General features: G+C 36.8%; 8 protein-coding genes and 1 pseudogene. 7 read left to right on the top strand and 2 right to left on the bottom strand.

Going from position 1 to position 7,136, the window contains the following annotated elements; all coding sequences use genetic code 11:
* Positions 1 to 284: hypothetical protein (locus ABZC96_RS07020; RefSeq protein WP_373030052.1), on the top strand; the 284-nt coding region annotated here is incomplete at its 5' end.
* 57 nt (positions 285 to 341) lie between these two features.
* Here the strand turns inward: ABZC96_RS07020 and ABZC96_RS07025 are convergent.
* Entirely contained in the window at positions 342 to 755 is a 414-nt protein-coding gene (locus tag ABZC96_RS07025) for a rhodanese-like domain-containing protein (RefSeq protein WP_373030053.1), read from the bottom strand.
* A gap of 284 nt (positions 756 to 1,039) precedes the next feature.
* On the opposite strand from ABZC96_RS07025, the gene ABZC96_RS07030 reads away from it, so the two are divergent.
* The 5 genes from ABZC96_RS07030 to ABZC96_RS07050 are packed head-to-tail and all read left to right on the top strand — an operon-like array spanning position 1,040 to position 4,300.
* Entirely contained in the window at positions 1,040 to 1,429 is a 390-nt protein-coding gene (locus tag ABZC96_RS07030) for an NAD(P)H-quinone oxidoreductase subunit 3 (protein WP_223891825.1), read from the top strand.
* On the top strand, positions 1,411 to 1,953 hold the full coding sequence (locus ABZC96_RS07035) for an NADH-quinone oxidoreductase subunit B family protein (RefSeq protein WP_373030054.1): 543 nt from the start codon (positions 1,411 to 1,413) through the stop codon (positions 1,951 to 1,953). Before ABZC96_RS07030 ends, ABZC96_RS07035 begins: the two co-directional genes overlap by 19 nt.
* On the top strand, positions 1,953 to 2,735 hold the full coding sequence (locus ABZC96_RS07040; protein WP_373030056.1) for an NADH-quinone oxidoreductase subunit C: 783 nt from the start codon (positions 1,953 to 1,955) through the stop codon (positions 2,733 to 2,735). Before ABZC96_RS07035 ends, ABZC96_RS07040 begins: the two co-directional genes overlap by 1 nt.
* Before the next feature lie 8 nt (positions 2,736 to 2,743).
* Complete coding sequence (nuoD, locus tag ABZC96_RS07045; RefSeq protein WP_373030058.1) at positions 2,744 to 3,973, top strand: NADH dehydrogenase (quinone) subunit D; 1,230 nt, start codon at positions 2,744 to 2,746, stop codon at positions 3,971 to 3,973.
* 9 nt (positions 3,974 to 3,982) lie between these two features.
* Positions 3,983 to 4,300: an NADH-ubiquinone oxidoreductase subunit E family protein gene (locus ABZC96_RS07050; RefSeq protein ID WP_373030060.1), complete on the top strand. Its 318-nt coding sequence runs from the start codon at positions 3,983 to 3,985 to the stop codon at positions 4,298 to 4,300.
* A gap of 166 nt (positions 4,301 to 4,466) precedes the next feature.
* Here the strand turns inward: ABZC96_RS07050 and ABZC96_RS07055 are convergent, their stop codons facing one another.
* Positions 4,467 to 5,483 carry an NAD(P)-binding domain-containing protein gene (locus ABZC96_RS07055; protein WP_373030062.1) on the bottom strand — a complete coding sequence of 339 codons (1,017 nt, stop codon included), beginning with the start codon at positions 5,481 to 5,483 and terminating at the stop codon, positions 4,467 to 4,469.
* A gap of 308 nt (positions 5,484 to 5,791) precedes the next feature.
* Here ABZC96_RS07055 and ABZC96_RS07060 point away from each other — a divergent pair.
* Positions 5,792 to 7,136, top strand: a pseudogene (locus tag ABZC96_RS07060) (ferredoxin); the annotation flags it as partial.

The following is a 7,136-nucleotide window of genomic DNA, read 5'->3' on the forward strand; positions in this document are numbered from 1 at the left end:
CAGAAGAGTTTATAAAAGCGAGAAGTCCATTATTTCATAAGAATTCAATAAATAACACACTAGAAATGTCATTAAAAAATTTAAATAAATTAGAAATATGTGAAACTATATCCCCTATTACAATATCTAGGATAGAATCTTATATATTAGCAATGATATTTATACTTGAAAAGTCTCCTGAAGTGAAAGAAATAAAGCTTCCTAAAGAGTTTGATGAACAACTAAATAATTTTAAAGATTCTAATGAAAATTCTATTAAAGTATTAACTAAGTCACATTGTTAAAAAGATATAAAAGGATTAAAAAGTTTTATAATTACAGTAGGTAGACGGATAGTAGTACTATTTGACTAAATCTACGCCCGCTCCTATCAATTGGATGATCCCTCCTTTGACATTAAGCGGCGTAAATCCATTCTCTTCCAATATACGGGATGCGGATACGCTTCTGCTTCCTGTTCTGCAATAGACGATAATCTTTTTGTCTTTATCCTGTTTGAGCATACCGAGGTTTTTACTGAGCGCCTGTACGGGAATAAGAGTCGCACCCCTGAGATGCCCACTTTTATACTCCTGTATAGTCCTCACATCAAGCAGTGTTACATTATCATCATTTTCCAGTAAATGTATGGCTTGTTTAGCATCGATAGATTCAAAATTGGCAAGTATCCATCCTTTAGAATAGGCGAACCAAAAGAGTAAGCCTGCCATGGCTATCCAGTACAGTATATTTATATAGTTTTTAAGAAGATTCACTCTATAAACCCTTATAGTTATTATAATTTCAATTGATATTGTATCACCATTTTCTTTGTATCACATAGTTACATCTAGTTACATCCTAAAAAGTAATCACATAAAGGAGTAAGTCTCCAAAATCTTTTAATCATCTTTCAGATAATATGAAGCTAATATTCTAAATGAATCTCTCTACTGGAAAAAGCAAGTGAAAACTTGATTCAAAGGTGAACTTCAGTGAGAGGAATTGAAAATGAGCTTTGCTTCTTTTCAAAGAGAATTATGAAAATAAAGGGATTAAAATGACTCATGTAATTACAGAACATCCATATTTCGGTGTATTTGTTTTATTTGCGTTGACAGCCGTGGCGTTCCCAGCGACACTATGGGCTGCACGTTTTGTTAGTAGAAAATTTGCACGGCTTGATACGGAAAGACTTAAATTAAGTATATACGAATGTGGACCAGAGGTAACTAAGCAACCGAATACCATTTCTGCACAGTTTTACCTGATTGCACTTTTGTTTATCTTGTTTGATGTTGAGATTATCTTTATGTTCCCTTGGGCAATTGACTTTAAATTGCTTGGTTGGTTTGGTTTTGCTGAGATGATACTATTTATATTACTACTTACGATTGGTTTCGTATACGCATGGAAAAAAGGAGCACTTGAATGGCACAGCATCAAGTAAACTATGCCAGTTCTGCTGGCTTACCGATAGCATTGACTTCGGTAGATAAACTCGTAAACTGGGGGCGTTCGAACTCGCTTTGGCCGCTTACTTATGGACTCGCATGTTGTGCGATCGAAATGATGGCATCGGGAGCATCCCGTTATGACTTCGATAGAATGGGAACGATCTTTAGAGCTTCTCCAAGACAGGCTGATGTGATGATCTTGGCAGGAACACTTTCTAAAAAGCACTCTGAGTTTGCCAGAAGACTGTATGACCAGATGACAGAGCCTAAATGGGTGATATCTATGGGGTCATGTGCAAATACTGGTGGTATGTTTAACACGTATGCAACAGTACAAGGGGTTGACCGTATCATCCCTGTTGACATCTATCTTCCAGGATGTGCACCAAGACCTGAAACACTTCAGTATGCACTTATGATGCTTCAGAAGAAGATTCGTAAAGAGTCAGCAGACATGAAAAAAAATACAAAGCAGGACTTAACGACACAAACTGGTAAAAGAGCGAGGTTGATCTAATGAGAAAATATGTACCAAAAGATAACGTTCAGGGGAAAGCATACTATACAGATAGATTCTGGGTTGCACCTCGTGTACCTAGATCTGAAGTAGAAGATGCACATTTCGCTTCAGTAGTTGAGGCATTGGGAGAACACGCAAAAGAGTCTTATATAGAATTAGGACAGCTTGTTGTACATATAGATGCAACAAATAATTTTGCTGTACTTAAAACACTGAAAGAAAAATGCGGATATACACAATGTTCTGAGCAATCTGCTGTAGACTATTTGGCAAAAGACGGAGAATTTGAACTTTTTTATCAACTTCTCAATGTCAATGAAGCCAAAAGAGTAAGAGTAGTATGTCGCATTAAAAAGGGTGAAGCAATCGAAAGTATCACATCTCTCTTCAACTCTGCGAACTTTGCAGAGCGTGAAATGTTCGATATGTTCGGTATCAAAGTAAATAACCATCCATTCCTTAAACGTATCATTATGCCAGATGATTGGGAAGGGCATCCTTTACTTAAAACATATCCTTTACATGGAGATGAATTTGCTTCATGGTATGAAGTAGATAAGATCTTTGGAAAAGAGTACAGAGATATCATCGGACCAGAAAACAGAGATCCTGCAAAAGTAGACAGACATGATACAAAACGTTTCTCAAGAGTAGGATACGAAGTACCGTTCGGTGCAGATATTTCTGAAGGTGAAAAAGAACAAGCAGTTGAATATAGTGAAACATTCTTAGTGAACTATAATAAAAAAGCGTCTAAAAAATTAGACGAAAGAAGATAGGGGAGCCAATGCAAGTAGCTAATAAATTAACGCCATTTTTTGAGAACCTCAATTTTGAGCGTGACGACAACACAATGGTTATCAACTTTGGTCCTCAACACCCTTCAGCACACGGTCAGTTAAGACTTGTGCTTGAACTTGACGGTGAGCAAGTTGTAAAAGCCTACCCGGATATCGGTTACCTTCACAGAGGTATCGAAAAAATGGCTGAGAACATGACATACAATGAATTCTTGCCAACAACAGATAGACTTGACTATATCGCTTCAACTTCAAACAACTATGCATATGCATTGGCTGTAGAGAAACTTATCGGTGTAGAAGCACCTAGACGTGCACAAGTCATTAGAACAATGTTACTTGAACTTAATCGTGTCATTTCACACCTATTCTTTATCGCAACTCATGCCTTGGATGTTGGTGCGATGTCTGTATTCCTTTATGCTTTCCGTGAGCGTGAATTTGCAATGGACCTCATGGAAGACTATTGTGGTGCAAGACTGACTCACTCTGCAGTACGTATCGGTGGTGTACCACTTGACTTGCCTGAAGGTTGGTTAGAGAATATTGCTACATTCTGTGATAAAGTTGACTATGAAGTAGAGCATACGTATGAAGCACTACTTACAGAAAACCGTATCTGGAAAATGCGTCTTGAAGATGTGGGGGTTATCTCTGCTGAAGATGCACTTTCTTGGGGTTGTACAGGTCCTATGCTGAGAGGTTCTGGTGTACAGTATGACATCAGAAAAGAAGAGCCGTATGAATTGTACTCAGAGCTTGATTTTGATATCCCTGTGAGTGAAAGATGTGACTCATATGGGCGCTATAGACTCTATATGGAAGAGATCAGACAATCTACACGAATTATCAGACAGCTTATTCCTATGTATGCAGAGACAGAGCCTCAACTTATGGCACATGCACCACAGTATATCTCAGCACCAAAAGAAGAGATCATGACACAGAACTATGCATTGATGCAACACTTTGTACTTGTGACTCAAGGTATGAGACCACCAAAAGGTGAAGTCTATGTTCCTACTGAATCACCAAAAGGTGAACTAGGTTTTTATATTAAATCAGAGGGTGAACCATATGCTTATAGACTTAAGTGTAGAGCACCAAGTTTCTTCCATACAGGGCTTCTTCAAGAGCTTCTCGTTGGGACATACATAGCAGACGTCGTTACGATCATTGGTACTACCAATATCGTATTCGGTGAAGTTGATAGATAAGGAGAGCCCATGAAAAGATATGATTTAAGACATTTAAAAGACGATTTCTATGATAGAATGGTTGAGCTTATTGATCAGGGACTAAAAGTAGGGGAAGTAGGAATTTTTCTTTTTGAAGTAGGAGATTTCACATCTATCCAAAAATCTGCAGATGTAGTTAAAGCTACTGGACATGATTTGATGAATTCACTGAAATTTAACGAAGTAGACTGGACGATTGTCGTCAAAAAAGTAGATGAAGCGACAAAGCAAGAGAGAGCTGCCAAGATTGAGGCGGAAAAGGCTGCAGCTGAATCAGCTGAGGCTGAAACAGAAAAGGCGGAGTAAAAGCCACTACTTTATATATAGTATCTTCTTTTATGTGAAGATGCTATATGATTCTATATCCTACAACATAAAATACCAATCTCTATATATTATTTAATGATTATTGTTGAGTGAAAAAGTAAAAGTTGGGAACATACCATGCTCTTTTTGAGCATGGTATAGAAGTTTATTTTATTTTAGAAGCGATATCATTTACTGCGAATGCTGCATGGTTGAATGCAAGTGCAATACTACCTTGGTCTGTAACAACGTCACCAATCGTGTAAAGACCTTCAACATTTGTTTCAAATGTCTCTTCGTTGTATACAGGTACATCCCACTCACCAGTCTTAACACCAGAGTTTACAAGGATATCTTTAGGAGTCGTTCCACCAAGTGCATAAACAGCTCTGTCATACTCTGCAGATGTACCATCAGTAAAGTTAACTTGGATCTTACCCGCTGGTGAAGGCTCAACGCTTTCAACATCTACACCAAGTTTATTACAAAGTTTTCCATTATCTAGATACTTAAGCGTCATCTCCGTATTGATTGGGTTCATTCTTTTGATCTCAGCTTGTCTATAGTTAAGTGTTACAACACAATCTTCCATACCTTCTAGCTCGACTAAACCATAAGCGTACTCACCAGCAGTGTCACCACCACCTACAACCATTACATGCTCACCATTTTGTACTTTAGAAAGGTTGAAGTTAAGTACATCTTTAAGTTCTCTTGGGAATTTATATCTAGGCTTGTTTGGTTTACCCATACGACCTACTGAAAGGATAACGTTTCTAGCTTTCATTGTTTCAACAGCTTCAGTTACTGCATCATTGGCAAATACAATTGAAAAAAGACCATCTTCACCTTTTTCAACTCTGATGATCTCATGGTTGTACTCAAACTTGTCAAGAACACCAGCTTCTTTTAGTTTTTCATCCATTTGTTCGATGTACTCTTCTTTTGAACACTCTTCAAATGTAACGTTACCAGTAAATTCAAACTTTGTACCCATCCAGTCTTTATCTACACGTTTACCTTTTTTGTAAAACTTGTGGATCATATCATTGTGATGAGGTGCCTTGTCAATAACAACAATGTTCTCAATACCAGCTAGTTTTGCTTCTATAGCAGCTGCCATACCGCCAGGACCTGCTCCAATAATTGCAATGTCTACTACTTTTCCGTTTTCATGAATCATGTTAACCCTTATTAAACTTTATTTTGGAGAAATAGTAACATAGTTATAGATAAAATAATGTATATTAAATTATAATTTTCATAAGTTAGAATAGTAGTGTGAGCAAATGTAACATTTTAATAAGCGTGGAGCAGACAAAATAGATAACTTTATTGTAGGTATAAATGATGAAGGTACTTTTATACACAGTATTCGATTTTTTAATTGGTTTTCTAATACAATCATCAAAAGCATTTTACAGGAGAGACAATCTATAGTATTGTCCAAGATATAAGTAAAGGTAAGATCAGTACAAGGAAGAGACAATAGTGGAGAACGATTATGAAAGTCAAAAAGAGAATATTGAAGAAGCCATAAAAGGTCTTAAAGAGACTGACAGTATAGTTTTTTCAGCAGATATTACAAATGAAGAAGCACTAGCTCTTCAATCCCTTAAAGAGAAACATGGCAAGAGCTTGATATGTCCCGAAGCAAAGGCGTATCAGAATTTTTTAAAAGCGTATGGCAGCAGTAGCGGGTATCATATTTTTAGAGGAGATTTAGATACTTTGGCTGCCTCTGATGTAGTGATATCGTTTGGTGTATGGTTCCAGGGTGAAAGTGCAGAGTCTACAGCATTGATTCGTAAAGCGTTAGAAGAGAAAAAACCTAAATTTGTTTATATGCATCCTATAGGAGACGCAACACTTCAAACAAATATAACACAGTTTATAAAATATGAAGTAGGAAGTGAAGAGGGTGTCGCTGCACTATTGGCATATGCTTTATTGGAAGATAAAGACCTTTCTAAAGAGATAGAAGATATTTTAGAAGATCTTGATATTGGGTACCTTAGTGCGGAAAGTAATGTGGGAGAAGAAGAACTTGAATCTATGTATGGTCTCATAGGCCCAAATACCACAACATCATTGATTATAGGCAGTGATGTGTATATGCATCCAAAAGCGGGGCAAATAGCAAGGCTAATAGCGTTGTTGGAACAGTATGCAGGCGTAAATATTTTGTGTGTACCGCCTGCGAAAAATGCCTTAGGTATTGCATTGATCTGTCAGCTTGATGATGTGGCTCAAGGTCAAAGTGTTATCTATAAAAGTTGTAAAGAAGGTACCTATGTCAATGTAGATAAATGTGTGTCTCTAAATGATGGCATGCAACCTTCAGATGTAGATGGATTAAATAACATTGCCAATGCTTTAGGACTACATGCTGAAAATCTTCTAGATTACAGCAATCAATTACCACAAGATAAAGGTTTTCAAATTCTTAGTGATAATGATTTAAAGAAGTCGTGTCTATATAGATTACTACCGCAAGAGCGTGTAAGGGATTTCACACTGGATGAAATAGATGATCTTCCTGTGTATGACGGTGCAGTGATTTATACTTATAAAGTTGAATATTCTATAGCAGAAGAGAGAGAAATCCAAGATGTTTTGAGTGGTTCTCAACAGTTTGCAATGGCTACAAAATTACAAGATGGTGATTTGATTTCCTTTAAGGTTGAGGGAGTTAAATTTAAACGAGTGTTTAAAATTGATACATATATGAAAGGAGTCATTGCTCTAAATCCGACTTTTGACATAGACTTAAGTGCTTCTTTGCTATCCTCCTATAGATTTAGCAGACTAGCTTTTGAAAAAATAAATAATCAAA

This window comes from Sulfurovum sp. (genome assembly GCF_041551015.1).
Taxonomy (GTDB): Bacteria; Campylobacterota; Campylobacteria; order Campylobacterales; family Sulfurovaceae; genus Sulfurovum.

What these genes read in the sequence shown, in the direction of transcription:
- ABZC96_RS07030 (WP_223891825.1), top strand. Translation starts at nt 1,040, where the DNA reads ATGACTCATGTAATTACAGAACATCCATATTTCGGTGTATTTGTTTTA.
- ABZC96_RS07035 (WP_373030054.1), top strand. Translation starts at nt 1,411, where the DNA reads ATGGCACAGCATCAAGTAAACTATGCCAGTTCTGCTGGCTTACCGATA.
- ABZC96_RS07040 (WP_373030056.1), top strand. Translation starts at nt 1,953, where the DNA reads ATGAGAAAATATGTACCAAAAGATAACGTTCAGGGGAAAGCATACTAT.
- nuoD (WP_373030058.1), top strand. Translation starts at nt 2,744, where the DNA reads ATGCAAGTAGCTAATAAATTAACGCCATTTTTTGAGAACCTCAATTTT.
- ABZC96_RS07050 (WP_373030060.1), top strand. Translation starts at nt 3,983, where the DNA reads ATGAAAAGATATGATTTAAGACATTTAAAAGACGATTTCTATGATAGA.
- ABZC96_RS07055 (WP_373030062.1), bottom strand. Translation starts at nt 5,483, where the DNA reads ATGATTCATGAAAACGGAAAAGTAGTAGACATTGCAATTATTGGAGCA.